This is a genomic window from Amycolatopsis iheyensis, from assembly GCF_024703995.1.
Classification (GTDB): Bacteria; Actinomycetota; Actinomycetes; order Mycobacteriales; family Pseudonocardiaceae; genus Amycolatopsis; species Amycolatopsis iheyensis.
In genome coordinates this window covers 105915-131329 of record NZ_JAMXQV010000032.1, presented here as the reverse complement: position 1 = coordinate 131329, position 25415 = coordinate 105915, and the positions used below count along the sequence as shown (strand labels likewise).

Genomic DNA, 25415 nt, shown 5'->3' with positions numbered 1-25415 from the left:
CGACGTCGAGGCCTGGATCGGCGCCTGGAACGACGACCCCAAACCCTTCGTCTGGACCAAAACCGCCGACCAGATCCTCGACACCCTCGCCGCATACTGCCAACGAATTAACGACTCAGGACACTAGCCGCCCGCTGTCAGCCATCAGCCGTCGGCCGCCAGCCGCTTGCGGTCAGCTGCGAGCCGCTGAGCCGCCGGCCAGCCGGCCGCTCAGCCTTCAGCCGCGTGCCCAGCCAACCGCGCGGCCGCCGCCTGGCCGCCGGCCGCGCTGCCGCCCAGTCGTGCGGAGCGCCGCTGGCCGACCCAGCCGGCCCGCCTCTCGGACCCGGCGGCCGTCGACTGCGGGCGCCCACCCCCTAAGCCGCCGCGCGACGCTCGCCCCGGCCTAGGGGAACCGACCCATCGCATAGGGGTCGCCAGGGGGCACGGCACTTGTCACCGACGTGCGACTCCGGCGCGCCGGAGTCGTTACGCCGGAACGAATCAGTGCGCCGAGCCGTCCTTGGCCGGCTCCACCAGCTCCACCAGCACGCCGCCCGCGTCCTTCGGGTGGACGAAGTTCACCCGGCTGTTCGAGGTGCCTCGCTTCGCCTCCTCGTACAGCATGCGCAGGCCCTGTTCGCGCAGGGCCGCCGCCGCGGCGTCCACATCGGACACGCGGTACGCCAGCTGCTGCAGCCCCGGGCCGCTCTTGGCCAGGAACTTGCCGATCGCCGAGTCTTCGCGCAGCGGCGCCAGCAGCTGGATCTGCGTTTCCGTGCCCGCCGTGCCGGGCGCGCGCAGCATCGCCTCGCGCACTCCCTGCTCCTCGTTCACCTCCTCGTGCGCCACTTCCAGGCCGAAGTGCGCGCGGTGGAACTCGATGGCCGCGTCCAGGTCCGGGACCGCGATGCCGACGTGGTCGATGGCCGTCACGAACGGCCGCAGGGCGTCATTCATGGAGGCAGGATAGGGGCGCGCGGCACGGTGTCGAACCGGAATCGTCGCGTGCCCCGCCTCACACTGGCTCCATCAAGAAGCCTGCCCTCCGGGTATGGTCGGAAAAACTGCCCATGCGCCGAAGCTTGGAGGACGCCGTGTCCGGTTCCGTGATCCTGGGTGCCGCCCGTACACCGATCGGGCGCTTGCTCGGATCCCTCAAGGACTTCACGGGGGCACAGCTGGGCGGGGTCGCGATCAAGGCGGCCCTGGAACGCGCCGGGGTCGCCCCGGACGCCGTGCAGTACACGATCATGGGCCAGGTGCTGACCGCCGGCGCCGGCCAGATCCCGGCCCGCCAGGCCGCGGTCGCCGCCGGCATCCCGATGAGCGTGCCCGCGCTGACGATCAACAAGGTCTGCCTCTCCGGCCTCGACGCCATCGCGCTCGCCGACCAGCTGATCCGGGCCGGTGAGTTCGACATCGTCGTCGCCGGCGGCCAGGAGTCGATGACCCAGGCGCCGCACCTGCTGCCCAAGTCCCGCTCCGGGTTCAAGTACGGCGACACCACGCTCGTCGACCACATGGCCTACGACGGTCTCTTCTGCGCCTTCGACCAGGTCGCCATGGGCGCCTCGACGGAGAAGTACAACTCCCGCTACGGCCTCACCCGCGAGCAGCAGGACGCCTTCTCCGCCCGCTCGCACCAGCGCGCCGCCGAGGCGATCAAGAACGGCTACTTCGCCGACGAGATCGCGCCGGTCTCCATTCCGCAGCGCAAGGGCGACCCGGTGGTGTTCGACACCGACGAGGGCGTCCGCGCCGACACCACCGCCGAAGGCCTCGCCAAGCTGCGCCCGGCCTTCGCCTCCGACGGCACCATCACTGCCGGCTCGGCCTCGCAGATCTCCGACGGCGCCGCCGCGGTCGTCGTCGCCAGCAAGGCGAAGGCCGAGGAGCTCGGCCTCACCCCGATCGCCGAGATCGGCGCGCACGGTGTCGTCTCCGGGCCGGACGCGAGCCTGCACGAGCAGCCGTCGAACGCCATCCTCGCCGCTCTCGCGAAGGCCGGCCTCGAAGCCGGCGCGCTCGACCTCGTCGAGATCAACGAGGCCTTCGCCGCGGTCGGGCTCGTCTCGACCGAGAAGCTCGGCCTCGACCCGGAGAAGGTCAACGTCAACGGCGGCGCCATCGCCCTCGGTCACCCGATCGGCGCCTCGGGCGCACGGCTCGCGGTGCACCTGATCCACGAGCTGCGCCGCCGCGGTGGCGGGCTCGGCGCGGCCGCGTTGTGCGGTGGCGGCGGCCAGGGCGACGCCCTCCTGCTGCGGGTGCCCACCGCGTAGGTGGCCGGCACTCTCGATCTCGACGACCTGGTCGGCCGCGCGCGGGACGGGCAACCCCGTGCCGTCGCGCGGCTGCTGTCGCTCGTCGAGGACGCCCACCCCCGCGTCGCCGAGATCGCGCGGGCGCTGACCCCGCACACCGGGCGGGCCCGGGTCGTCGGGCTCACCGGCCCACCGGGTGTCGGCAAGTCGACTTCGACCTCGGCGCTGCTCACCGCGTTGCGCGCGGAAGGCAAGCGGGTCGGGGTGCTCGCGATCGACCCGTCTTCGCCGTTTTCGGGCGGGGCACTGCTCGGCGACCGGATCCGGATGACCGAGCACGCCACCGATCCCGGCGTGTTCATCCGCTCGATGGCCACGCGCGGGCACCTGGGTGGGCTCTCCTGGGCGACCCCGCAGGCGGTGCGCGTGCTCGACGCCGCCGGCTTCGACGTGGTGCTCATCGAAACCGTCGGCGTCGGACAGTCCGAAGTGGACGTCGTGAAGCTCGCCGACACGACGGTGGTGCTGCTCGCGCCCGGGATGGGCGACGGGATCCAGGCCGCGAAGGCCGGCGTGCTGGAGATCGCCGACGTGTTCGTCGTCAACAAGGCGGACCGCGAAGGCGCCGACGCGACCGTGCACGACCTCAAGCAGATGATTTCGCTGGCGCGCCGGGAGATCCGGGGACCGAGCTGGCGCCAGCCGATCGTGCGGACGGTCGCGGCGAAGGGCGAGGGCGCCGACGAGGTGCTGCGGGCGCTGGCCGCCCACCACGAGTGGCTGACGGCCCACGACGAGCTGGCCCGCCGCCGGGTGGCGCGCGCCCGCGACGAGGTGGAGGCCATCGCCCTGCGCCGGTTGCGGGCGGAGCTGACCGACCTGCGTGGCGGGGGACGGCTCGCCGGGGTGGCCGAGCGGGTGGTGGCGCGCGAGATCGATCCCTTCGCCGCCGCCGATGAGCTGATCGCGGACCTGCGGGGTTAGCGGGCGCCGGGTCGTCAGAGCGTCCACGGCCACTCCCCGGACAGGTGCGTGCGCAGCAATGCCGCGTGGGACAACGGTTTCGTCAGGTCGTCGACGGCGCCGTTGGTCGTGTAGTCCAGCAGGACGATGTCCCGCTCCGCACTCGTCTCGCGGAGTTCGCCGACCAGGTCGGCCAGCCGGTTTTCCAGCACCCAGCGGTAGGACGGCAGGTAGATCCGTCTTCGCGCCTGTTCGTAAGCCAGCAGTTCCGTGCCCGCCACGCCGGCGCGGTGACCCACCACTTCGCCGTGTTTGCGGACCGTGCGTTTCAGCCCCTTCATCGTGCTTATTTTCAGTTTTCGCTCGTCGATTCCCGTGCCGCGGAAGACTTTCAAGGCTTGCCAGATCCCTTCGACCGACGCGCTCACGACGCCCGGCGAGTACGGCACCGGGATCCCGCCGTGTGGGTAGAACGGGCTGAACCGCACCCACGGCTCCGGCCCGCGCGACGTCACGTCCGCGACCAGCGCGCCCGGATACCTTGCCACCACACCGTTTCGCCGGCGGTTGACCACGTGCACCGTCATGTCCTGCCCCTTCGCCCGTGCGGCGGTTTGCCGCGTGCTGACCATGGTGCTGCGGGGGTCCGACAGTTTTGGCGGCACTGCCGGGTACCGGCGGTGAGGTTCACCCGACCGGCTGACATGGACGACTTTCGCGGGTTCTGACTGTCGGTGCCGGGCTCTAGACTGCGGAACGCTCCGGAACCGGGCGATCACTGGGAGGGCGTGCAGGATGAGAAAGACACTGGTCACCGCGCTGGCGGCCGGCGCGTTGTTCGTGGCCGGCAACGGCGTCGCCACCGCGGCCGACGCGCCACCGCCGAAGACGACGCACGGACCCTGCCAGTACACCGAGACGCCGGACGAACCACCCGCGCGCCCGGTGCCGCTGCCGCCCGACCCGCGGCACACCCCGAGCCGCGGCAAGGTCGACGTCGCGATCCCGACCAGCCAGGGCGCGCTGCCGCTGCGGCTCGACCGCGCGAAGGCGCCGTGCACGGTGCAGAGCTTCCTGCACCTGGCGCGGCACCGGTTCTACGACCACACGGTGTGCCACCGGCTCACGTCGTACCCGACGTTGCAGGTCCTGCAGTGCGGCGACCCGACCGCGACCGGCGAGGGCGGGCCGGGGTACAAGTACAAGGACGAGCTGCCGGTGGACCTGCCGCCGTCGCCGACCGACCCGACCGGTGCGCGTCGCGTGTATGCGCGCGGGTTGCTGGCGATGGCCAACGCGGGCCCGGACACGAACGGATCGCAGTTCTTCGTCGTGTACGGCGATTCGGCGCTGCGGCCGAACTACACGGTGTTCGGCACGGTCGGCGCGGCGGGCCTGCGCACGCTCGACAAGGTCGCGGCCGGCGGCATCCAGCCGACGGCGGACGACCCGGCGCCGGTCGACGGGACGCCTGTGTTGCGCACGGAGCTGCTGCGGGTGCGGCCGGACTGCTGGTTCTGACGCCTGTCGCGGGCCATCGCCGGGGTCGGCGGTGGCCCGCGTCGGGGCATCACGTGTGATGGGGGAGGCATCACGCGTGATTGGAGGGGCATCACGTGTGATTGGGGGGTCGACTCGCGTGCCTGGACAGTCGGTTCGTGTGCCTGGAGGGTCGGTTCGTGTGCCTGGGCGGACGACTCTAGGTGGTTATCTCCCAGAGGGCCTCGATTAACGTCTGGATTGCGCCGGCGAAGGCGTGTTTGGGTGTTGCCGCGTAGCCGACCAGCAGGCCGCCTGGGCGGTCAGGGGTCATCCAGTACGGAGTCAGGCCTTCGATGCCGATCGAGCGGCGGCGGCAGGCCGCCAGGGCCGTGGCTTCGGACGGGCCGTCCGGGGGGAGGCGAAGCAGGAGGTGAAGGCCGGCCGGGATGCCCTGTGGGCGGACCGAGTCCGGGAGGGCCGCCATGAGCCGGGCGCGGCGGGTGCGGTACTCCGCCCGGCTGCGGCGGATGTGCTGGTCGTACGCGCCCGAGTCGATCAGCTCCGCCAGCGCCAGCTGGTCCGGCACCGCCGGGCGCGAGCCGCTGTCGGCCATCGCCGCGCGGACCGGCTCCACCAGTGACCGCGGCAGCACCAGCCACGCCAGCCGCAGCGCCGGGGCCAGCGTCTTGCTCGCCGTGCCCGCGTACACCACGCGTTCCGGCGCCAGCGCCTGCAGCGCGCCGACCCGCTGGCGGTCGAAGCGGAACTCGCCGTCGTAGTCGTCTTCCAGCACCCACGCGCCCGAGCGGGCCAGTGCCGCGCGGCGGTGCGGGGCCAGGGTGACGCCCGTCGGGTACTGGTGCGCCGCCGTGACGACCACCGCCGGACTGTCCAAAGCGGACACGTCGAGGCCGTGCTCGTCGACGTCCACGCCGACGACCCGGGGCCCCTGCGCCGCCGCGATCGAACGGTACCGGCCCAGCGACGGGTTCTCGAACGCGACTTCGCCGACGCCCAGCCCGTGGAGCGCCCGGGACAGCACCGCCACCGCGTGTGAATACCCGTGGCAGACGACGACCCGGTCCGGGTCGGCGACCACCCCGCGGGCCCGGGCGAGGTAGCCGGCGAGGGTCTCGCGCAGCTCCGGCGCACCCAGTTCGGACTCGTAGCCGAACGCCGCCGCCGGGGTGCGCAGCAGGGCGCGGCGGGTCGCGGTGAGCCAGGCCTGCCGGGGGAACGCCGTCAGGTCCGGACGGCCCGGCCGCAGGTCCCAGCGCGGTGCGGGCTCGCGCGGCGCCTGCCGCGGCGCGGACTGGGGGAGCGACCCGGCCGTCGCCACCCTGGTCGGCGCGCCCTGGGCCGTGTGCAGGTAGCCCTCGGCCGCGAGGTCGGCGTACACGCGCGTGACCGTGCCGCGGGCGATCCCCAGGTCGTGCGCCAGCGACCGGGTCGACGGCACCGCCGCGCCCGCCTGCCACCGGCCCTCGCGGATGGCCGCGCGGATCGCCGTGGTCAGGCCGCCGCGGCCGGTCGAGGGCTGCCAGTCGAGGTGGACGTCGAGCCCGGGACTGGACCACGAATCTGCCATGTCACTGGACCATACCCGGGGACCAGTTCGCGCTAACGTCGATGGCATGACGAAGCGAATCGGACTCGGGCGCGCGCCCGAGATCTACCAGGCGATGGCCAACCTCCAGGCCGAGGTGACCAAGGCCGCCGCGAACGCGGGTGTCGACCCGAAGCTGCTCGAGCTGGTGAAGATGCGGGCCTCCCAGCTCAACGGCTGCGCGTACTGCCTCGACATGCACAGCCGCGACGCCCTCAAGCTGGGCGAGTCGGCCCGCCGGCTGTTCGTGCTCGACGGCTGGCGCGAGACCGACCTGTTCACCGAAGAGGAAGAGGCAGCCCTCGTCCTGACCGAGGCGATGACCAAGCTGTCGGCGACCCAGACCGTGCCGGACGACGTCTACGAGCGGGCGACGAAGGTGCTGACCGAAGACCAGTACCGCGCGATCGCGTGGGAGGTCATCGCGATCAACAGCTGGAACCGCATGGCCGTCACCAGCCACAGCCCGCTGCCGAAGCGCGACTCGTGACCGCCGCCGCGCTGAAGGCGCTGCACGTCCCGGGCAAGCCGCTGGTCCTGCCGAACGCGTGGGACGCCGACACCGCCAAGCTCGTCGAGGCCGCGGGGTTCCCCGTCGTGGCGACGAGTTCGGTCGCCGTTGCCTCCGCGCTCGGCTTCCCCGACGGCGAGCAGGCGCCCGCCGGCGAGATGTTCGCCGCCGCGGCGCGGATCGCGAAGGCGGTCGGCATCCCGGTGACCGTCGACGCGGAGTCGGGGTACGGCCTGTCCGGCGCCGAACTGGCGAGCCGGCTGCTCGACACCGGCGCGGTCGGCTGCAACTTCGAGGACACCGACCACGCCACCGGCGGTGTCCGGCAGGTCGCCGAGCAGGCGGAGCGGATCGCCGCCCTGCGCGAAGCGGCCGGCGACGGCCTGGTGATCAACGCCCGCGTCGACTCGTTCCGCGGTGTCGACCCGAAGGACCACCTCGTCGACGGCATCGCCCGGGCGAGGGCCTACCTCGAGGCGGGCGCGGACTGCGTCTACCCGATCCACCTGCGCACCCCCGAGGTGCTCGCGGCGTTCGTGCAGGGTGTCGGCGGCGCCGTCAACGCGCCGGCGTGGCCGGGCAGCCCGGGCCTGGCCGGTCTCGCCGAACTCGGGGTGGCGAGGATTTCGCTGGGTGGCGGGCTCTGGCAGTACATCCGCAAGCAGCTGGAGTCCACGCTCGCGGGTGTCGCCGAAGGAAAGCTGCCGTACTGAGGCGGGGAATGGCCGAAGGCCGCCGCGAGGATGACTCACGACGGCCTTCGGTGTCTTCGGGTGTCAGTGCACGACGGCCTTCTCGGCGCCCGCCCCGGTCAGGGAGCGGACCTCCATCTCGGCGTACTTCTTCTCGTCGTGCTCCTTGGACAGGATCGTGCCGAGCCAGCCCAGGATGAACGCGACCGGGATCGAGACGATGCCGGGGTTGCTCAGCGGGAACCAGGCGAAGTCGGCGTTCTTGAACATCGACGTGCTCTTGCCGGACACCGCCGGCGAGAACACGATCAGCACGATCGTGACGGCCAGGCCGCCGTAGATCGACCACAGCGCGCCCTGGGTGTTGAACCGCTTCCAGAACAGCGAGTAGAGGATCGTCGGCAGGTTCGCCGACGCCGCGACCGCGAAGGCCAGCGCCACCAGGAAGGCGACGTTCTGCCCGTTGGCCAGGATGCCGCCGCCGATGGCCAGCGCGCCGATCACCAGCGCGGTGATCCGGGCGACCTTGACCTCGGAGTCCGGCGACGTCTTCCCCTTCTTGACGACGTTCGCGTAGACGTCGTGGGCGAAGGACGCCGACGCCGTGATCGTCAGGCCGGCGACCACCGCGAGGATCGTCGCGAACGCGACCGCGGAGATCAGGCCCAGCAGCACCGGCCCACCCAGCTCCAATGCGAGCAGCGGGGCCGCGGAGTTCACCCCGCCCGGCGCCTTCTTGATCGTGTCCGGGCCGACGAGCGCACCCGCGCCGTAGCCCAGGACCAGCGTGAACAGGTAGAACACGCCGATCAGCACGATCGCCCAGACCACCGAGCGACGCGCGTCGCGCGCGGTCGGGACCGTGTAGAAGCGCATCAGCACGTGCGGGAGACCGGCGGTGCCCAGCACCAGCGCGATGCCGAGGGAGAAGAAGTCCAGTTTGGACGTTCCGGTGGCGCCGTACTGCTTGCCCGGGCCGAGCAGCGTCTCGCCGGCCTTGCCCGCCTTGTCGACAGCGGCCTGCAGCAGGCTGGAGAAGTTGAAGTTGTACTTCCCGAGCACCCACAGGGTGATCACGAGCGCGCCGACGATCAGCAGCGCGGCCTTGATGATCTGCACCCAGGTGGTGCCCTTCATGCCGCCGATCAGCACGTAGGCGATCATGATGATGCCGACCACGGCGATCACGACGGCCTGCGCGCCACCGCCTTCGACGCCGAGCAGCAGCGCGACCAGGCCGCCGGCGCCGGCCATCTGGGCCAGCAGGTAGAAGAACGACACCGCGAGCGTCGACGTCGCGGCCGCGGCCCGGACCGGGCGCTGCTTCATGCGGAACGCGAGGACGTCGCCCATCGTGAACTTGCCGGTGTTGCGCAGCAGTTCCGCGACCAGCAGGAGCGCGACGAGCCACGCCACCAGGAAGCCGATCGAATAGAGGAAACCGTCGTAACCGTTGATGGCGATCGCGCCGGCGATGCCGAGGAACGAGGCCGCCGAAAGGTAGTCACCCGAGATGGCGATGCCGTTCTGCGGGCCGGTGAACGCGCGGCCGGCGGCGTAGTAGTCCGACGCCGTCTTGGAGTTGCGGCTGGCCCGGAACACGATCACCAGCGTGATGACCACGAAAGCGGCGAAGATCAGGATGTTGAGGAGCGGGTTGCTGCCTTCCACCCCCGCGGCGATGTCGAAGTTCATGCCTGCTCCTTCTCGATGTCATCGCGGATCTTCTCGGCGACCGGGTCGAGCTTCCGGTTGGCGTACCGCACGTAGAGGCCGGTGATGACGAACGTCGAGACGAACTGCAGCAGGCCGAAGATCAGGCCGACGTTGATGTTGCCGAAGACCTTCGTGCTCATGAAGCCGTGCGCGTAGTCCGCGAGGAGCACGTACAGCAGGTACCAGAGCAGGAACACCGCCGTCATCGGGAAGACGAACCGGCGCAGGCGGCTGCGCAGCTCGCGGAACTCGGTGCTCTCGTGGGCGCGTTCCCAGACGGTTTCTGACGTGTCCGGGGGCCCGCCGCCGGTGTCCGTCGTGCTCATCGCTGCTCCTCGCGACGCTGCGGAAAGTGACGTGCGACACCGTAGGGACGTGTGAGTCTCGCGTGAAGATTCAGCGGCTCAACAGCCGGGCCAGACGACGAACGGTTGACGAACGGTCGCGCGGTCCGGTCGAACGGGGCTCGTCCAGGTGCAGGCGGAGCATCGCCGCCGTCGACCAGGCGGGTGGCCTGCCGCGCAGGGAGACCAAGGCCATTGCGCCGAATGCCAGCGGCACCGACCAGGGTGCCGGTTGCTGCACCAAGATCGCCACCCAGCCGTGCAGGTCCGGGCCGGCGAGGGCGAACAGGATCGAGCCCGACGACGCGACGAGCCCGGTCAGCACCCCGGCGATCCCGCCGGCCGCCGTCAGCCGCGGCCACCAGATGCCGAGCACGAGCAGCGGGCAGAACGTCGACGCGGCGACGGTGAAGCCCCACGTGACGAGCACCCCGGCGTCGAGCTCGGCCGAGCGCAGCGCCAGCAGGACCATGATCCCGGCGACGCCGAACACCGCGATCCGCAGCCGCCGCAGCCCGCCGGGCACCAGGTCGTGCGCGATGGCGCCGGACATCACCAGCAGCAGGCCGAGCGACGTCGCCAGGAACGCGGCGAACGCGCCCGCGGTGAGCAGCGCCGTGAAGAGGCCGCCGGTCCAGCCACTGTCCACTTGGTACGGCAGCGCGACGACGACCGTGTCCGTCGCGCCGGAGAGGTAGAGGCCCGGCACGAGGACGCGGCCGAGAACGCCGTAGACGCCGGGGAAGAGGTAGAAGACGCCGAGCAGGGCGACGGTGATCGCGGCGGTGCGGCGGGCGGCGCGGCCGTCCGGGCTGGTGTGGAAGCGCATGAGCACGTGGGGCAGGCCCATCGTGCCGAGCATGGTCGCGATGAGCACGGCCCAGGTGCCGAGCAGCGGGTAGCCCTCGTCGCCGAGGTCGAGCAGCGGCCGCTGCCAGTCGGCGCCACCGAGGGGCGCCCCGCCGCGGACGGCCGGGACCGCGGCGCCCTCGGCGAAGACGACTTGGTCCTGGCTGTGCGCGGTGAATTCGCCCGGCGGCAGGGTTTCCTCGACGCCGTTGCGCCGGACGGCGGTCGGCTCGCGGATCTCCATCGTGACGTCGACTTCGAAGCGCACCGGCGTCTCGCGGGCGAAGTGGGTGAACTCGACCGGGTTGAGCGCGTCGGTGCGGTTGACCGCGCCCGCTTGGAGGACCAGCCAGATCGCGGGGATGAGGAACAGCAGGAGTTTCAGGACGAACTGGAACGCCTGGACGTACGTCGCCGCGCGCATCCCGCCGAGGGCGAGGGTGACGCTGACCGCGGCGCCCGCCAGCACGACGCCGACCCAGTACGGCGTGCCGCCGACCGCGGCGAGCACCAGCCCGGCGGTGCGGAACTGCGGGACGACGTAGATGGTGCCGATCACCAGGACCACCACGGCGGCCAGGCGGCGGAGGGCGGGGGAGTTGAGGCGGGCTTCGGCGAAGTCGGGGACGGTCAGCGCGCCCGAGCGGCGCATCGGCGCGGCGACCAGGACGAGCATCGCGATGTAGCCGGCGGTGAAGCCGACCGGGTACCAGAGGGCGCCGATGCCGTCCTTGACGACGAGCCCGGCGACGCCGAGGAAGGACGCGGCGGACAGGTACTCGCCGGAGACGGCGGCCGAGTTCACCAGCGGGGAGATGCGGCGCGAGGCCACGAGGAAGTCGGACGTCGTGCGCATGGCGGCGACCCCGCGGACGCCGATGAGGAGCGTCACGAGCACGACGGGCGCGACAGCGAGCGCGACGCCCACTAGCCGGCTCCGCTCTCGTGCGCCCCAATGTGGCCTTGGTTGCGTCTGACGCACCGAAGGCCACAATGGGTGCGTGTGACGCACCGAAGGCCACATTGGGGCGCATGGGGCCGGGCGGTCACTCGTCGTCCTCGAGGCGTTCGGCTCGGCGGAGCTGCCAACGCGCGAGGAGCGCCATCGCCGGGTACGGGAGGACCGCGAGCATCAGCCACGAGACCGGGATGCCCAGCAGCCGCGCGGTGTCCAGGCCGGGGAAGATCGCGAAGACACCCGGCAGCCCGAGCAGGAGGGCGAACATCAGGACGAGCGCGGGCAGCCCGCGGCGACGCTGGGCGCGGTAGAGGGTGGTCGCGCGCTGGGTGTCGCCGACGGGGAGACGCGGCTGGCGCCAGCGGTGCCGGGACCGGCGGCGGGCGTGGGCGAGCCGGGTCTGCGGGCTGGTGACGGCGACCCGGCGGATCTTGCTCATCGCGGGCCTCGCCGGAGCGGGATCGCGGGCGGCTGGTTGTTGCACGGCCGGCGCCAGGCGGCCTCGGGTGGGCGGCTCATCGCGGGCCCGGTCCGAGCTGACCGCGCTGGGCGGCTTCCAGCAACCGGTCCCGCAGGTCCCTCGCATGGCGCCGGCTCACCGGGACATCGCCGGCCTCGGTGTGGGCCAGCAAGCCGCCCGCACTGTCACTCCGCAGCTCCAGCACCGCGCCCACCGCCAGCAGGAACCCGCGGTGCACCCGGCTGAACCCGGTGCCCTCCCAGTACTCCTCGAGCCGCGAGATCGGCATCCGCACCAGGTGCACCCCGCCGCGCGTGTGCAGCCGGACGTAGTCGCCGTGGGCCTCCACGAACAACACGTCGTCACGCCGGACGTACCGGGTGCGGCCGCCGGACTCCACCGGGAGCGCCGCCATCGCGTCCGGCGTCGAGCGGGAAGCGGGGGTCGCCATGCGGGACACTTTCGCCAACGCCGCCGACAGGCGTTCCGCGCGCACCGGCTTCAGGAGGTAGTCCACCGCGCCGATGCCGTACGCCGTCACCGCGTGGCCGTCGTGGGCCGTGACGAACACGATCACCGGGGGCTCGCTCAGCTTCGCCAGCAGCGAAGCCAGTTCGAGACCGTCGAGACCCGGCATGGAGATGTCCAGGAACACCGCGTCGAAGCGATCCGCCTGAAGCAGCTTCAACGCCTTCAGTGCGTCACCGGCGCCGACGACTTCGCCGACTTCGGGTGCTTCGCGCAGCAGCGTGCACAGCTCGTCCAGGGCGGGTGGGAGGTCGTCGACGGCGAGGACGCGCAGGGTCACGGCAGCACCCCCGGCTGGAACCGCGGCACGCGCACGACCACCCGGGTGCCCGCGCCGACCTCGGTTTCCACCGTCAGGCCGTACCAGGCGCCGTAGACGTCCCGGAGCCGTCTGTCCACATTGGCCAGTCCGAGACCGGCGGGGTCGTCGTCGCCGGTGCGGCCGGCCAGGATGTCCGCCGCGCGCTTCGGGTCCATGCCGACGCCGTCGTCCTCGACGAAGATCACGCAGTCGTTCCCTTCCGCCTGGCCGTGCACCTGGACCAGCCCGGTGCCCGAGCGCGGCTCGATGCCGTGCCGGATCGCGTTCTCCACCAACGGCTCCAGCACCAGGTACGGCACCGCGACAGCGAGGATCTCCGGCGCGACGCGCACCTGGACGCGCAGCCGTTCGCCGAGCACCGCGCGTTGCAGTGCCAGGTACGTCTCGATCGCGCGGAACTCCTCGGCGACCACCGTGTACTCGCCGTGGCGCGCCAGGCTGTACCGCGTGTAGTCGGCGAAGTCGAGCATCAGGTCGCGGGCACGGTCGGGGTCCGAGCGCACCAGCGACGCGATCACGGTCAGCGCGTTGTACACGAAGTGCGGCGACATCTCCGCGCGCAACGCCCGCAACTCCGCCTGCGCGGCCTGGTCCGCCGACGCTTCGAGCCGGCCGCGTTCCAGTGCCTGCACGACGAGGTCCGCGGCCTGGCCCGCGACGGCGTCCCCGACGTCGCCGACGACCAGCAGCGCCCCGGCGAGCTCGTCGTGGACGTGCAGCGGCAGCACCATGACGTCCGGCGCCGAACCGGGTTCCTCGGTGTGCAGGACGCCGTCGAGCACCGACGCGACGACCGCGTCCGGTCCCGGCCGGCCCGACCACAGCAGCGAGCCGGACAGGTCGGTGAGACCCAGCCCGGGGAACCCGAACAACCGCCGCAGCCCGTGCGCGGCGCGGCGGGCGCGGGTGCCCGACAGGCCGTCTCGCAGGTCGTCGGTGATCCGGCGGGCGGCGGCGAGCACCGGCAGCGGGTCGGCGCGGGACGACGGCCGCAGGCGCACGGTCATCGGGCCTCCCCTCGGCAGCGTGTCCAGGGGAACAGATCCTACGGCTACGCGGGGCCGTCGCGGTCGGCCAGCACCTGGGCGTGGCGGCGGAAGCGGCGCCAGGTCCGGTAGTCGTCGAGCGCCGTGACGTCGCCGAGCAGGCTCGCGTTCGCCGGGTACGGCCGGTCCGGCAACGCGATCCAGCCGGTCGTGCGGGTCTCCTTGACCGCCACCGGCACCGGCCGGAACGTCGTCGGGTCGAGCCCCTCGCTGTGCCGGACGACCTCGTCGAAGAACCACGCCGACGTGATCAGCGCCAGCACGCCGGGCGACGACCGGAGCGCGTCCTTCAGCGGCGCCGCCTCCAGGAGCCGGAACGTCTGGTTGATCGCCGGCGCGGTGACGCCGTGGTCGTCGTAGGCGACTTCGCCCGCGTGCAGCGCCATCCGCAGCCGGATCCGGGCCTCGGCGTGGTGGTTCAGGTTGTGCCGGTGCACCGCCACGGCGAGCGCGTTCGGCAGGTACTCGACGAAGGGCCCCTTGGGGATCTCCGCCGGCGCGAGGACGAAGACACCGTCACCGCAGTCCTCTCTCCGGCAGTGCCGCCACGGGACACCGGCGTCGTCGAAAGCCCGGAACAGCGCGCGGTACAGCCCTTCGCGCAACGCCAGGCGGTGTGGTGTGGTCCTGCGCTGGTCGCCGTAGCCCTCGACGTCCACGGCGAAGATCGTCCGGTGCATGGCCGGCCGCTCGTAGTTCATCGCACCCTCCCTGCGATCATGCATGTGCCAATGCATGTGCAGACGAGTGTGACGGGGGACACCCGTGCGGGGGAACCGGTCGTGCGGTGAGCGGTTACCCCACCGCGGTGACCGGCAGTGAGCGATCACAGGCGGTGAAACCGCTGGTCAGGGTCCTGCGAGGGCGCGCACACCCCTCGCAGGACCCTGACGGACGGGGTCAGCAGCTCTGCTTGTAGAAGTACTGAGAGTTGGCTTCCATGTCGGCCTTGGTGATCGAGTGCAGCTGCGCGGTCAGGTTCCGCGTCACCGGCTTGCCCTCGATCGCCGCCACCGCCTGGTCGACGCCCTGGGTCCCGATCGAGGCCGGGTCCTGCGCGATCAGGGCCTGGTACTGGCCGTTCTTGAGGCCTTCGACCTCCGACGGGCTGGCGTCGAAGCCGATCAGGTTCACCGCGCCGACCTTGCCCGAGTTGCGCAGGCCGGTCGCCGCGCCCTCACCGGTGTTGAGGTTGGTCGCGAAGACGCCGATCAGGTCCGGGTTGGCGGCCAGCGCCGCGGTCACCTTGGAGGCGGCCTGGTCGGGCTCGTTCTGGGTGAACTGCACCCCGATCGACTTGAGGGTCGGCGTGTTCTTCAGCTCGTCCTCGAAGCCCTTCGCGCGGGCGGCGGTCGTCGACGTCCCGGCGATGGTGTCGAGGACGAGCACCGAGCCGGACTTGCCGGCGGCCAGCTTCGCCATGGTCTGCGCGGCCAGCTTGCCGCCGGCGACGTTGTCCGACGAGATCGACGACGCGGCCACACTGGTGTCCTTCAGCGCGGTGTCGACCTCGACGATCTTCGAGCCCCGGTTCTTGACCTGCTGGATCGGCGCGAGCATCGCGGTGTCGTCGGTCGGCGCGATGAGCATCGCCGCCGGCGGGTTCGCGCCGAGCGCGTTGACGATCTGGGTCTGCAGGGGCGCGTCGAACTTCTGGGGCGCCTGCGTGGTCAGCTCGTAGCCGAGCTTCTTCGCCTCGGCCTGCGCGCCGCACTGCAGGGAGATGTAGAACGGCTCGGCCTGGACACCCGGGATCAGCGCCAGCTTCTTCGCGTTGGCGGAGTTGGCCTGGCTGCCACCCGAGCCGGTGTCGCCCACCGTGCCGGAGCCGCACGCGGTGAGCAGGGCCGCGGCCGAAGCGAGCGCTCCGGCGGCGACGAGCGTCTTGGTCAAGTTCATCGGAAGCACCTCTTTGTACTCGGGGGAACTCAGCGGGAGTTGCGTTGGCGACGACGTCGCTGGTCGAACCAGACCGCCGCGATCAGCACCGCGCCGACGGCGATCATCTGCCAGAAGTCCGGGACGCCGGTGATGTCGAAGCCCTTCTTCAACACCGCCGGGATGAACACGCCGATCACCGTGCCGAGCACGGAGCCGACGCCGCCGAAGAGGCTCGTCCCGCCCATCACCGTGGCCGCGATGGCGTTCAGGTTGTCGCTGGTGTGCCCGGTGATCGTCGTGGAGTTGTAGTAGGCCAGCGAAAGGAACCCGGCCAGCCCGGCCAGCACGCCGGTCAGCGTGTAGACCTTCATCAGGTGGGCGGTGACGCCGATGCCGGCCCGCCGCGCGCCTTCGGCGTTCGAGCCGATCGCGTAGGTGTAGCGGCCGAACTTAGTCGTGTGCAGCAGCCACGCGCCGACCAGGGTGAGCACGACGGCGATCAGCACCAGGTTCGGCACGATGCCGAGCGATGTGCCGTAGCCGAGCTGCTTGTTCAGGATGACCGGGACCGTGCGCACATCGCTGCCGTTGTTGAGCAGCAGCGCCGCGCCGAGCGCCGCGCCCATCGTGCCGAGCGTGACGATCAGCGGGGGGATGCCCGCGACGGCGATGAGGAAGCCGTTGATCAGTCCCCACACCGTCCCCGCCAGGATGGCGACGATCAGCCCGACGATGATGACGCCCCAGCCCGCCTGCCCCGCGTTCCCGCCGGACATCGCCTCCATCGTCTTGCCGCCGACCATGCCGGCGAAGATGAGCACCGAACCGACGGACAGGTCGATGCCGGAGGTGATGATCACGAACGTCATGCCGACCGAGAGCACCAGCAGCACGGCCGTCTCGATGAGCAGCAGCTGGAAGTTGTACAGCGTCGGGAACGCGCTCGGCGCGAGCGCGCTGAACACCACGATCAGCGCCACCAGCACGAGGGCGATCCAGAACGTGTTCGCGCCGATCAGGCGCTTGCCGAGGGGCCGCTTGCCGAAGCCGGCCTCGGGTGCCTCCTGGATGTCCTTCGTGGGCGCGGTCACGCGGCCTCCTCCTGCACGAGGGCGCCGGTCATGGCGGCGACGAGGTCTTCGAGTTTCGTATCCGACCCGGCGAACCGGGCGACGCGCTTGCCGAGCCGCAGGACTTCGACGCGGTCGGCGACCGAGAGCACCTCGGGCATGTTGTGGCTGATCAGCACGACGGCGATGCCCTTGTCGCGCACTTTCTTGATGACGTCGAGCACGCGCTCGCGCTGCACGACACCCAGGGCGGCCGTCGGCTCGTCCATGAACACGACCTTCGACGCCCAGACGACCGACCGCGCGACCGCGACGCTCTGGCGCTGCCCGCCCGACAGCGAGCCGATCGGCACGTCGGTGCTCTGCAGCGTCACGCCGAGGCGCTGGAACTCCTCGATGGCCTGGCGCCGCATCTCGGCCTTGTCCAGCATCCCGAGCTTGCCGAGGAAGCCCTTGCGGTGGATTTCCCGGCCGAGGAACAGGTTCGCGGCCGGGTCCAGCTCCGGCGCGACCGCCAGGTCCTGGTAGACGGTCTCGATGCCCAGCCGGCGCGCCGTGGTCGGCGAGTCGAAGTGCACCTCCTTGCCGTCCAGCAGGATCTTCCCCGACGTCGGCTGTTCCGCCCCGGAGAGGCACTTGACCAAAGTGGACTTCCCGGCGCCGTTGTCGCCGATCAGTGCCGTCACCTCCCCCGCGCGGGCTTGGAAAGACGCTCCGCGCAGGGCTTCGACCGACCCGTAGTGCTTCGTCAGGTCGACCGCGTCCAGCAGGATTTCGCTCATCCGTGCCTCTCCTCCGGCGCCGGCGGACGGCACCGGATCACCGTCGCCGAGCCGGAAAGCTCGGTCTGGCCGGCGTCGAACGGGACGACGTAGGTGTCGCCCTTCGCCAGCGGGTGCTCGCCGCCGTGCTCGGTGCGCAGGGTGCCTTCGCCGTCGAGGACGACGAGCACCGAGAACGACGGGTCCAATGACAACGTTGTCGTCTTGTCGGTGCGCAGCTGGTCGGCTCGGAAGAACCGCTCCGATCCGCCGGCCAGCAGGTCCACGGTGGACGCGCTGTCCCCGGCGGTGCGCTTGATGATGGTCTCGAGCCGGGTGTCGTCCCAGCCGGAGGTGTCGAGGGCCTCGATCGCGGTGTCGAAGCCGATCCCGAGGTGGCCCTTCTCCGGTGACGCGAGGAAGTCCCGCCATTCGATGGTCAGCGAGAAGTCGGTCGGCTGCTGCAGCTCGACGACGAACACGCCCTCGCCGATCGCGTGCGGCAGGCCCGCCGGGATGTAGACCGTGTCGCCCGCGGTGACCGGGACGCTGTTCAGCGCGCCCAGCATCGACGGCACGTCCTGCTCCCGCGTCCACTCGGACACGGTCGCCTTGGACAGTGTCTCCTTGAAGCCGGGGTAGACACGCGGGTCGTCGCCGTAGGTGCCGACCACGATCCACGCCTCGGTCTTGCCGAAGTGCGAATCGAAGTGCTGCTTCGCGAAGGCGTCGTCCGGGTGGAAGTGCACGGGCAGCCGCTGGCCCGCGTCGAGCAGCTTGACCAGCAGGCCGGTCGACGTCCCGAGCGCCTCGACGTGCTTGGCGCCGAGCCAGCCGTTCGGGTTCGCCAGGACGGCGTCGCGCAGCCACGCGCCGTCGGGCAGCCTGGTCAGGCCGTTGGTGTCCTGGCCGAACATGGTGCTCACCGACGCGACCCAGTCCTCCGGGCCGAACTTCTTGTCGGACGACGCGCCGCGCAACGCCGCGATCGCGTCGCCCCCGCGGTAGAACTGCGGCGGCTGGTTGGCCGGGAGGCGGATCGGTTCGAGGGTCACGGGGCGACCTCACCGGAACCACGGGCGACGAGATGCACGGGCAGGACTACCTTTCTGGGCGGGGACTGGTCTCCTTGGACACGCGCGAAGAGCAGCTCGGCCGCGGCGTGGCCCAGCGCGCTGACGTCGTGCGCGATCACGGTCACCGGCGGGTCGAGCAGGTCCGCGAGCTCGAAGTCGTCGAAGCCGACCATCGCCGGTCTCTGCTCGGCGTGGGCCAGCGCGCGCAGCACGTGCACGGCGACCCGGTTGTTGCCCGCGATCACCGCGGTGGCCGCGTCCGGGCCGTGCATGAGCCGCTTCACCGCGTCGCCGATGTAGTCCTGGGTCGGCGTGCGCATGGAGACCAGGGACTCGTCGTAGGAGATCCCGTTGCGCACGCAGCCTTCGCGGAAGCCACGCAGGCGCTCGGCCGCGGTGAAGATGTCCGGGCTGTCGCCGAGGAAGGCGATCCGGCGGTGGCCGTGTTTCGCCAGGTGGGTGACGGCTTCGATGGTGCCGCCGAGGTTGTCGACCAGCACGGTGTCGGCCACGATGTCGCCGGCCGGGCGGTCGATGAACACCACCGGCGTGCCCGCGCGCATCTCCGGCACCAGGTAGCCGTGCTGCAGGCCGGCCGGGACGACGAGGATGCCGTCGACCCGCCGCGCGCAGAACTCCAGCACGAGCTCGCGCTCGCGGTCGGAGTTCTCCTCGGACGAGCCGGTGAGCACCTGGCGCCCGAACGACGTCGCGATGCGCTCGACCGCGCGGTTCAGCTCGGAGTAGAAGGGGTTGCCGACGTCCTCGACGATCAGCCCGATGGTGCCGGTCGTCGACCCGCGGCGCAGGTTGCGCGCGCCCAGGTTGCGCCGGAAGCCCAGCTGCTCGATGGCCGCCATGACCCGCTCGGCGGTGTCCGGGTGCACGGCCGGTTCGTCGTTGACCACGCGCGAGACGGTCTTGATGCTCACCCCGGCCAGCCGGGCCACATCGCTCATCGTGGCTCGCCTGCTCGCGGTGCGCGGAGCGCCGTCCCGGTCCCGGCCGGGGGGAGACAACGTTGTCATAGTGACCGGGATTGAACGCCACGTTCCGGTGACTTGTCAACGCTTCACGCGCGAATTGTGCCGATTCGGCTACCGACGTCGTAGGTCAGACGGCTGATCACGCTGTCCCGAAGTGGACAGGTCTTGACGGGACCCTTGACTGTCCGGTGAGCCGCTGCCCAAGGTTGCCCCGTTCGACCGACTGCGCGACAAGGTTGTCATTTCGGTCGCGCTGACGACGTGAGAGGCGATGGCCATGGCGCGATTGCGCTTCAGAGCCGGTTTAGCTTTCCTGACATTGGCGGTGACGGCAGCGGTGGCTCCCGCTGTCCCCGCGACGGCAGCCCAGACCACCGATTTCGCGAAGTGGGTCAACCCCTTCGTGGGCACCCGGCCCGGCGGGGCCGACCACGGCACCGGGGGCGGCGCCGGCAACACGTTCCCGGGCGCGGTCGCACCGTTCGGGATGGTCCAGTGGAGTCCCGACACGGTGAAGTCCCAGCCCGGCGGGTACTTCTACGACGACAACGCCCTGACCGGGTTCAGCCTCACGCACCTTTCGGGCGCGGGCTGTTCGACCTATCAGGACATCCCGTTCATCCCTTATGTCGGTGAAGTGACGACTTCGCCCGCCACCGACCCGTCGCACTACACGTCGAAGTTCTCGCACGCCAACGAGCACGCGACCGCGGGCGCCTACGACGTCACCCTCGACAGCGGCGCGAAGGTCGAGCTGGCCGCGACCCAGCGCACCGGCTCCGCGCGGCTGACCTACCCGGCGGGCGCGTCCTCGACGCTGCTGGTCAACACCTCCGGCTCGGTCAACGGCACCGACGACGCGTCGATCACCATCGGCAAGGACACCATCAGCGGCTGGGCGACGAGCGGCCGCTTCTGCGGCGCGCAGAACAGCTACCGCGTGTACTTCTCGGCCAAGTTCGACACGCCGTTCGCGTCGATCGGCACCTGGAAGAACGGCGCCGTGACGCCGAACAAGGCCGCGGAAACCGGTGGCGCCAAGGCGAAGGTCGCGCAGCCCAACGGCGTGAACGCGTCGATCGCGCACACCGCCACGGCCAAGCAGCAGAACACCACCGTGTCGGGCCCGGGCAGCGGCGGGTACGTCACCTTCGCCAACCTCAACGGCGCGCAGGTGAACGTCCAGGTCGGACTGTCCTTTGTGTCCGTCGACGGCGCGAAGGCCAACCTCAAGGCCGAGAACACCGGCAAGTCGTTCGACAAGGTGGCCGCGGGCGCGCGGAAGGCGTGGAACGACCAGCTCGGCAAGATCGCCGTCACCGGTGGCTCGGACGCCGACCTGACGACGTTCTACACCTCGCTGTACCACTCGCTGATCCAGCCCAACGTCTTCTCCGACGTGGACGGTCAGTACCCGGGCTTCGATGGCCGGATCCACAAGGCCGACAAGGGCCACGCGATGTACACCAACTTCTCCGGCTGGGACATCTACCGCTCGGAAGCCCCGCTCCTGGCGACGATCGACCCGAAGGAGACGTCGGACATCGTCCGGTCGATGATGGCCTACGCCGAGCAGGGCGGGTCGTGGGACCGCTGGACGGTGGCCAACGACTACACCGGCGTCATGAACGGCGACCCGTACCACATCATCGTGTCGAGCGCGTACGCGTTCGGCGCCCGTGACTTCGACGCCCAGAAGGCGTTGCTGCTCATGATCAAGGGCGCCACCCAGCCGACGCAGGGCTACACCGAGCGGCCGGGCCTCGACGACTACCAGAAGCTCGGGTACGTGCCGGGCGCCGGCGCGGACACCCTCGAATACACCAGTGCCGACTTCGCCATCGCCGAGTTCGCGAAGCGGCTGGGCGACAGTGCGACGTACACGACGTTCATGAAGCGCGCGCAGAACTGGCAGAACCTCTACAACCCGGGCACCGGGCACCTGCAGCCGCGCAACGCGGACGGCTCGTTCGCCGGCACCTACGACCCCGCCAGCTCGCAGGGCTGGGTCGAGGGCAACGGCGCGCAGTACGAGTGGATGGTGCCCTACGACCTCGGCGGCGTCGTGACGGCGTTCGGCGGGAACACCGCGACCCAGTCCCGGTTGGACACCTTCTTCACCCAGCTGAACGCGGGCACGCAGGAGCCGTACGCCTTCATGGGCAACGAGCCGAACTCCAACGCGCCCTACGTGTACTCGTACGCGGGCGCGCCGGCCAAGACCCAGGCGATCGTGCACCGCTCGATGGACGAGCTGTACAACCCGCGTCCCGAAGGCCTGATCGGCAACGACGACCTCGGCCAGATGTCGGCCTGGTACGTCTGGTCGGCCCTCGGCGTCTACCCGGAGATCCCGGGCCGCGCCGAGACGCTGCTGGTGACGCCGCGCTTCGAGCACGCCGTGCTCACCACCGGGGCGGGCAAGAAGATCACCATCAACGCGCCGGGCACCGGTGACTACGTGGGCAGCCTGAAGGTCAACGGGACCGACGCCGCGAAGGCGTGGCTGCCGGAGGCGCTCATCTCCAGCGGCGGCAAGCTCGACTACACCCGGTCCGCCACGGCGACCGCGTGGGGCAGCGCCGCGGCCGACGCGCCGCCGTCGTTCCGCGAGCAGGAGAAGCCGAGCTTGTCCTTTGTGGACCCGGCGCGCGCGGTGACGCCCGCGGGGTCGACGTCGAAGGCGTCGGTGGGTGTCCAGGACCTGTCCGGCACCGCCCGGACCTGGACCTACAGCGCGGGCAGCGTCGACGGGATCACGCTGACGCCGGCGACGGGCAGCATCGCGGTGCCCGCCGCGGGCAAGGCGCAGGCGGAGCTGACGGTCAGCGTGCCCGCTGGGCTGGCCGACGGCGCCCGCCGCATCCCGGTGACGTTCTCCGCGCCGGGCGTGGGTTCGTCGCAGGCGGTCCTGACGGTGCTGGTGGCCCAGCCGAACAGCTGGCTGGCCACGGTGAACAACGCCGGCATCTCCCCGGACTCGAACTCGGGCGCGGCCAACTTCGACGGCGGCGGCTGGAGCTACTCGGCCGACGCGCTGGCCGCGGCCGGCGCCACCCCGGGTGGCACGGTCACCAGTGACGGCATCAAGTTCACCTGGCCGGCGTTCCCGGCCGGCGACCCGGACAACGTCGTCGCCGGCGGCCAGACGGTCAACGTGAGCGGCTCCGGTCGCTTGGCGCTGCTCGGCTCGGCGTCGAACGGCAACGCGTCCGGCACGCTGACCGTCACCTACACCGACGGCAGCAAGTCCACCGCGACCATCGGGTTCTCCGACTGGACCCTCGGTGGCGGCGGCGCGCAGCCGGCGTTCGGCAACCGGATCGTGCTGTCCACGCCGTACCGCAACGCTTCGGGCGGCGACCCGCAGCAGATCCGCACGATGGTGTTCGGCACCAACCCGATCACCCTCGACGCGGGCAAGACGGTGGCGAGCGTGACGTTGCCGGACAACGTCAACGGCGGCGCACTGCACGTGTTCGCGATCGGAATCGGCGCATGAAAAGCACCATCCTGGCGGGCTTTCTCACGCTGACCGCGGCCGCGACGGGGCTCACCCCCGTCGCGGCCGCGGCCGGCCGGGATACGCTCGAAGCCGTCAACACGTTCATCGGCACGCAGGACGAGGGCAACACCTTCCCGGGCGCCTCGGCGCCGTTCGGGATGACGCAGGTCAGCCCGATCACCTCGCACTACGCCGGCTACCGCTACACCGACACCGCGATCCGCGGCTTCGGCCACTTCTTCCTGTCCGGCGCGGGCTGCTGGGAGCAGGGCGGCCTCGTCTCGACGCTGCCGACGACCGGCGAAGTGGGGCCCGGCAAGGCATTCGACACCACGAAAGCGTCCACTTTCGACCAGAAGCAGTACGCCGCGCCGTTCACCCACGACGGCGAGGTCGGCAAGCCCGGCTACTACAAGGTCCACCTGACCGGCTACGGCGGCGTCGACGTCGAGACGACGGCGGCCACCCGCGCGGGCGTCGAGCGCTACACGTTCGCGAAGTCCGGTGACAACAACGTCTTCGTCAACGTCGGCCAGGCCAACGACAAGGAACCGGTCACCGGCAGCAGCATCCGCGTCGTCGACGACCGGACCGTCGAAGGCACCGTGGAGTCGCAGGCCTTCTGCGGCGGCAAGGCCTACACGACGTACTTCACCACGAAGTTCGACAAGCCGTTCAAGGCTTCGGGCACGTGGTCACCGGACGGCGGGACGCCGGGCAGCCGGTCGTCCGCGGGCGGGGCCGGCCTGCGTGGCGCCTGGCTGACGTTCGGCGGGCAGAGCCAGGTCACCGCGGCCACCGCGATCTCGCAGGTGGACGCGCAGGGTGCGCGGGTGAACCTGGCCTCGGAGCACATCCGGTCGTTCGATCAGGCCAAGGCCGACGCCCAGCGCACCTGGCGGCACGAGTTGTCCACTGTGGACATCAAGGGCGGGTCGACCGACGACCGCACGGTGTTCTACACCTCGCTCTACCACGCGCTGCTGCAGCCGTTGACCGCGAACGACGCCGACGGCCGCTACTACGGCTTCGACAAGAAGATCCACCGCGCGATCGGCTGGACGTACTACGACTTCTTCTCGCTGTGGGACACCTACCGCTCGCAGAACCAGCTCCTGGCGCTGCTGCGGCCCAGCCGCGCGAAGGACATCGCGAAGAGCATCCTGGCCATCCACGACCAGGGTGGCTGGCTGCCGCGGTGGGCGTACGCGAGCCAGGAGACGAACACGATGACCGGCGACCCGGTCACGCCGTTCCTGGTGGACCTGTGGCGCTTCGGCGCGTTGTCGGGCAACGAGATGCGCGCCTACCAGGCGTTGCTGCAGAACTCGACGCAGATCCCGCCTGCGTCGTCGCCGTTCCAGGGCCGCTCGGGCAACGCGAGCTACCAGGCCGACGGGTTCGTCCAGTACGACCCGGACTTCCCGAAGAAGGGGCAGGACACCGACCCGAACCACGGCGCGTCCGCGACGCTGGAGTACGCGCTCGGTGACTGTTCGCTGTCGGTCATGGCCGCGGCGCTCGGCAAGAAGGACGACGCGGCGGCGCTCGCCGCGAAGGGCCGGACCTACCGGACGCTGTGGGACGAAACGCAGACCGACCGCGGCTTCACCGGCTTCTTCCGGCCTAAGGTCGCGGGCGGCGACTGGTTCAGCCCCGCCGACAAGCCGTACAGCCCGCAGAGCCAGGACGGCTTCCACGAGGGCACGGCCTGGCAGTACCAGTGGCTCGTCCAGCAGGACGTGCCCGGCTTGGTGCAGCGCATGGGCGGCCCGGCGAACACCGGCAAGCGCCTCGACGACTTCTTCGCCTACGACGAACTGGTGAAGAACCCGGCGACGGCGGTCCGCGAGAACTGGGTCGTCGGGCCGTACGACTACTACGACCAGTTCCGGTACAACCCGAACAACGAGCCGGACCTGCACTCGCCGTGGATGTACGCGCTCACCGGGCAGCCGGCGAAGACGTCGACGGTCGTGCGGGCGGCGCACACGCTGTTCACCAACGCGCCCAACGGCGTCACCGGCAACGACGACCTCGGCACCATGTCGGCGTGGTACGTCTTCAGCGCGCTGGGGATGTACCCCGCCGTCCCAGGTACTGGGAACTTCGTGCTGAACGCGCCGCGGTTCGCGAAGTCCGTGCTGCACCTGGAGAACGGGCGCGACATCACGATCAAGGCGCCCGGCGCGGACGGCTCGAAGCTGCAGTACGTCTCGAGCCTCAAGGTCGGCTCTAGGCCCAGTGACAAGGTGTATGTGGGCTTCGACCAGCTGAAGCACGGCGCGACGCTGGACTTCGGCCTCACCACCGACGCCGCGTCGGCGACGTGGGCGACGTCACCGTCGTCCGCTCCGCCAGCACCCTGCGCGGGGTAGCCGGCACCGCTCACGGCCGTGGTCCAGACCACAGT

Annotated in this window: 22 protein-coding genes and 1 pseudogene; 8 read left to right on the top strand and 15 right to left on the bottom strand. The window is 70.9% G+C overall.

Going from position 1 to position 25415, the window contains the following annotated elements:
* Positions 1–127: pseudogene (locus M8542_RS42230) on the top strand (IS630 family transposase); the annotation flags it as partial.
* Between the two features lie 356 nt (positions 128–483).
* Here M8542_RS42230 and mce read toward each other — a convergent pair.
* Positions 484–939, bottom strand: a complete 456-nt coding sequence (mce, locus tag M8542_RS42225) for a methylmalonyl-CoA epimerase (RefSeq protein ID WP_257926012.1) — start codon at positions 937–939, stop codon at positions 484–486.
* A 137-nt stretch (positions 940–1076) separates the two neighbouring features.
* Between mce and M8542_RS42220 the strand changes: the two genes are divergently transcribed.
* Both M8542_RS42220 and meaB read left to right on the top strand, forming a co-directional pair.
* Positions 1077–2264: an acetyl-CoA C-acetyltransferase gene (locus M8542_RS42220; protein WP_257926011.1), complete on the top strand. Its 1188-nt coding sequence runs from the start codon at positions 1077–1079 to the stop codon at positions 2262–2264.
* A complete protein-coding gene (gene meaB / locus M8542_RS42215; RefSeq protein WP_257926010.1) occupies positions 2265–3230 on the top strand; it encodes a methylmalonyl Co-A mutase-associated GTPase MeaB in 966 nt (321 codons plus the stop codon).
* Positions 3231–3244: 14 nt separating this feature from the next.
* On the opposite strand, the gene M8542_RS42210 is transcribed toward meaB, so the two are convergent.
* Entirely contained in the window at positions 3245–3796 is a 552-nt protein-coding gene (locus M8542_RS42210; RefSeq protein ID WP_257926009.1) for a DUF6939 family protein, read from the bottom strand.
* Between the two features lie 208 nt (positions 3797–4004).
* Here M8542_RS42210 and M8542_RS42205 point away from each other — a divergent pair, with 208 nt between their 5' ends.
* On the top strand, positions 4005–4730 hold the full coding sequence (locus tag M8542_RS42205; protein ID WP_257926008.1) for a peptidylprolyl isomerase: 726 nt from the start codon (positions 4005–4007) through the stop codon (positions 4728–4730).
* A 178-nt stretch (positions 4731–4908) separates the two neighbouring features.
* Here M8542_RS42205 and pdxR read toward each other — a convergent pair whose 3' ends face one another.
* Entirely contained in the window at positions 4909–6279 is a 1371-nt protein-coding gene (gene pdxR / locus M8542_RS42200; protein WP_257926007.1) for a MocR-like pyridoxine biosynthesis transcription factor PdxR, read from the bottom strand.
* A 46-nt stretch (positions 6280–6325) separates the two neighbouring features.
* On the opposite strand from pdxR, the gene M8542_RS42195 reads away from it, so the two are divergent.
* Together M8542_RS42195 and M8542_RS42190 are read left to right on the top strand one after the other, a co-directional pair.
* Positions 6326–6787 (top strand): carboxymuconolactone decarboxylase family protein, encoded by a 462-nt coding sequence (locus M8542_RS42195; protein ID WP_257926006.1) that lies wholly within the window; start codon positions 6326–6328, stop codon positions 6785–6787.
* Positions 6784–7521 (top strand): isocitrate lyase/PEP mutase family protein, encoded by a 738-nt coding sequence (locus M8542_RS42190; protein WP_257926005.1) that lies wholly within the window; start codon positions 6784–6786, stop codon positions 7519–7521. The genes M8542_RS42195 and M8542_RS42190 overlap by 4 nt, the downstream gene beginning before the upstream one ends.
* 63 nt (positions 7522–7584) lie before the next feature.
* Here M8542_RS42190 and M8542_RS42185 read toward each other — a convergent pair whose 3' ends face one another.
* The 12 genes from M8542_RS42185 to M8542_RS42130 form a co-directional block, all read right to left on the bottom strand.
* Positions 7585–9195: a monocarboxylic acid transporter gene (locus M8542_RS42185; RefSeq protein WP_257926004.1), complete on the bottom strand. Its 1611-nt coding sequence runs from the start codon at positions 9193–9195 to the stop codon at positions 7585–7587.
* Entirely contained in the window at positions 9192–9542 is a 351-nt protein-coding gene (locus tag M8542_RS42180) for a DUF485 domain-containing protein (RefSeq protein ID WP_257926003.1), read from the bottom strand. The genes M8542_RS42185 and M8542_RS42180 overlap by 4 nt, the downstream gene beginning before the upstream one ends.
* A 70-nt stretch (positions 9543–9612) precedes the next feature.
* Positions 9613–11337, bottom strand: coding sequence for a sodium/solute symporter (locus M8542_RS42175; RefSeq protein WP_257926002.1), 1725 nt, complete (start codon positions 11335–11337; stop codon positions 9613–9615).
* Positions 11338–11455: 118 nt separating this feature from the next.
* Positions 11456–11806, bottom strand: coding sequence for a hypothetical protein (locus M8542_RS42170; RefSeq protein ID WP_257926001.1), 351 nt, complete (start codon positions 11804–11806; stop codon positions 11456–11458).
* Between the two features lie 76 nt (positions 11807–11882).
* Positions 11883–12635, bottom strand: a complete 753-nt coding sequence (locus M8542_RS42165; protein WP_257926000.1) for a LytR/AlgR family response regulator transcription factor — start codon at positions 12633–12635, stop codon at positions 11883–11885.
* Positions 12632–13684, bottom strand: coding sequence for a sensor histidine kinase (locus M8542_RS42160; protein WP_257925999.1), 1053 nt, complete (start codon positions 13682–13684; stop codon positions 12632–12634). Before M8542_RS42160 ends, M8542_RS42165 begins: the two co-directional genes overlap by 4 nt.
* A gap of 44 nt (positions 13685–13728) precedes the next feature.
* Positions 13729–14424, bottom strand: a complete 696-nt coding sequence (locus tag M8542_RS42155; RefSeq protein ID WP_257925998.1) for a hypothetical protein — start codon at positions 14422–14424, stop codon at positions 13729–13731.
* A gap of 199 nt (positions 14425–14623) precedes the next feature.
* Positions 14624–15622, bottom strand: coding sequence for an ABC transporter substrate-binding protein (locus M8542_RS42150; protein WP_257925997.1), 999 nt, complete (start codon positions 15620–15622; stop codon positions 14624–14626).
* A 29-nt stretch (positions 15623–15651) separates the two neighbouring features.
* Positions 15652–16695, bottom strand: coding sequence for an ABC transporter permease (locus tag M8542_RS42145; RefSeq protein WP_257925996.1), 1044 nt, complete (start codon positions 16693–16695; stop codon positions 15652–15654).
* Positions 16692–17456: an ATP-binding cassette domain-containing protein gene (locus tag M8542_RS42140; RefSeq protein ID WP_257925995.1), complete on the bottom strand. Its 765-nt coding sequence runs from the start codon at positions 17454–17456 to the stop codon at positions 16692–16694. The genes M8542_RS42145 and M8542_RS42140 overlap by 4 nt, the downstream gene beginning before the upstream one ends.
* Positions 17453–18490, bottom strand: a complete 1038-nt coding sequence (locus M8542_RS42135) for a class I mannose-6-phosphate isomerase (protein WP_257925994.1) — start codon at positions 18488–18490, stop codon at positions 17453–17455. The genes M8542_RS42140 and M8542_RS42135 overlap by 4 nt, the downstream gene beginning before the upstream one ends.
* Positions 18487–19470 (bottom strand): LacI family DNA-binding transcriptional regulator, encoded by a 984-nt coding sequence (locus tag M8542_RS42130; RefSeq protein ID WP_257925993.1) that lies wholly within the window; start codon positions 19468–19470, stop codon positions 18487–18489. The genes M8542_RS42135 and M8542_RS42130 overlap by 4 nt, the downstream gene beginning before the upstream one ends.
* A gap of 298 nt (positions 19471–19768) precedes the next feature.
* Between M8542_RS42130 and M8542_RS42125 the strand changes: the two genes are divergently transcribed.
* The gene (locus M8542_RS42125) at positions 19769–22999 is read left to right on the top strand and encodes a GH92 family glycosyl hydrolase (RefSeq protein ID WP_257925992.1); all 3231 of its coding nucleotides are present in this window, start codon (positions 19769–19771) and stop codon (positions 22997–22999) included.
* The gene (locus M8542_RS42120; protein WP_257925991.1) at positions 22996–25380 is read left to right on the top strand and encodes a GH92 family glycosyl hydrolase; all 2385 of its coding nucleotides are present in this window, start codon (positions 22996–22998) and stop codon (positions 25378–25380) included. The genes M8542_RS42125 and M8542_RS42120 overlap by 4 nt, the downstream gene beginning before the upstream one ends.
* Positions 25381–25415: the final 35 nt, after the last annotated feature.